The organism is Bacteroidia bacterium (assembly GCA_016218155.1).
Lineage (GTDB): Bacteria > Bacteroidota > Bacteroidia > Bacteroidales > GWA2-32-17 > GWA2-32-17.
Genome location: JACREQ010000025.1, coordinates 1 through 2,421, shown reverse-complemented (window position 1 = coordinate 2,421; position 2,421 = coordinate 1). Strand labels below are relative to the sequence as shown.

Here is a 2,421-nt window from a genome sequence, read left to right as displayed (position 1 = left end):
TTTATGAATTTCTTCAATATGTACCTTTTGTTCTGTTACAAGATCTCTTTGTGCCTCTATCTCGTCACGCTGGGCTTCTATTTCATCGCGCTGTGTTCTTATTTCTTCATTTTGTTGATTTAGTTGCAAATTCTTTTCATCTACTTCTTGTTTTTGTAATTCTATCGTTTTTTTCTGTTTCCTGGTAATTCGTAACGATCTATAAATAAATCCAGCAAAAATAACTACTAATAACAGACCAATAACAACGAACATAATAATTATTCTTTGCTTCCTGCTTTTTTCATTTGCAATAGCATCCTGGTTTTCTAATTCTTTTTTATGTTCTGCCTTAGCAACTGCCTCTTTCTTTTCAAATTCATATGTCATCTGTGTCTGAACAGTCTTTTTACGTGATTCCTGATTATCTATACTATCCCGATAAAGTATATAAAGCTTATGGTGATTATATGCATCTTTAAAATTTCCAATAGAATAATAATAATTAGATAAGTTTACATATGAATTTCTTAAATATTCTTGATGTCCTATTTCTTCTGAAATATTTTTTGCTCTTAATAAATATAACTTTGCTTCAGTATACCTTTTTTTAATTGTTAGAATATTACCTATACTATTTAATATATTTGCTACATGTGCCTTATCGCCAATTTCTTCCTTTATTTTCAATGCTGCAAAATATTTATCTAACGCTAGATCAAGCAGACTGTATTTATTAGAATTATTTTTCATTTCAACAGCTTGATCATAATAAACAGCACCTATATTATAATAAGAAGAAGCAAGACCATTCTTATCACCTAATTTTTCTTTTATATCTTGCGAATAAATAAAATTACTAAGAGCTTTCTTAAAATTTGCTTGATCCTTATATATCAATCCAATATTATTGTAAATTGTTGCAATTTTTGGTTTATTATTTAGCTTCTTTTCAATTTTCAACGAAGCATTATAATTTTTCATTGCTTCAATATAATTATTCTGACGTCTATAAACATTCCCAATACAACAATATGATGAAGAAACACCTTCTATGTCGCCAATTTCTTCTCGTATTTTTAAAGCATTAAAATGGTTTATCAAAGCTTGTGGATAATTCCCCTGTGAAGTAAAAACTATTCCAATATTATTACAATTAGAAGCTACTCCATGTTTAGCACCTAATACTTCATATATTTTTTTTGAATTATTATAATTCTTTAATGCTTCGGAATAATCTCCTTGAATATCGAAAACAATTCCAATACAACAAAACGTTTCTGCAATGCCAATAAAATCTTTTGATGCTTTTCTTACTTTAAGAGAGGCATTGTAATTCTTTAGTGCTTCAGTATAATTACATTTATCTTCAGCAAAAAAACCCATTTGCATATATGTTGTAGCAAGTCCTTTTTTGTAATTATTCTTTTTTGATAATTCCATTGCCTCAGATAAGCATTTCTTTGCTTTTATGTCATCTTCAAATTCGTATAATAAAAAAAGTTGATTTAACGCATTTACTTTTAATGTGTCTACTTTAGAGCTGTTTACAATTTTTTCAAGACTATCTACTAAATGTAAATTTTGAGCATAACAATGCAACGTAGAAATAACAATAAACAATAATATAATATTTAAAACTATTATTCTCATTTTAGTATTCTCATACTTAATATTGTTATATCATCAATTTGTTCAAAAATACCTTTCCATTCCTCGAGAGTATTTTCTAATATTAATCTTTGAGATAACATTGGCTTATCTACATTTTCCAACAATATTTCTTTAAACTTTTTATACATAAATTTCCTGCCTTTAGAGCCACCAAACTGGTCGGCATAACCATCTGTAAAAAGAAAAACACTATCACCTTTTTGCAAAACAAATTCATGATTTGTAAAATCATTCATTACAGGATAGATTGCAATTGGCATTTTGTCACCCTTTAACTCAATAAAGTTATCAGTCACACTGAGCGGAGTCGAAGTGTGGCCAGCTCCCTTGTCTTCGACTATTCCTTCGATTAGCTCAGGACGTTGGCTCAGACTGACGGGAGTTTTTATTATATAAAGAGGATTATTTGCCCCTGCCCATTGTGCTTCATTTGTTTCGGTATTTAAAACCAGTAATGAAATATCCAGACCATCTTTCTGTTCACCTGATATACCTTTTTGTTGAAGGGCATTTATAATTTCAGTTCTAAGTTGATTTAAAATCTGGCTTGCTTTATTTATTTCCTGCTTTTGCACTATCTCATTTAAAAAGCTTATTCCAAGCATACTCATAAATGCTCCGGGAACCCCATGACCGGTACAATCAGCTACCGCAACAAATAACAGATTATTTATTTTTGTTGTCCAGTAAAAATCGCCAGAAACAATATTTTTTGGTTTAAAAAGTACAAAATGCTCACCCAACACAGACCTTGCCGAATCGCTGACA

At 29.7% G+C, this 2,421-nt stretch carries 2 protein-coding genes; both read right to left on the bottom strand.

Annotated elements, in window-relative coordinates; translation table 11 throughout:
• Positions 1-1,632 (bottom strand): tetratricopeptide repeat protein (locus tag HY951_03220; GenBank protein ID MBI5539042.1); only part of this gene is annotated, 1,632 nt, incomplete at its 3' end.
• Positions 1,629-2,421, bottom strand: a 793-nt coding sequence (locus tag HY951_03215) for a SpoIIE family protein phosphatase (GenBank protein ID MBI5539041.1), incomplete at its 5' end; no start/stop codon positions are given. The genes HY951_03215 and HY951_03220, both read right to left, overlap by 4 nt.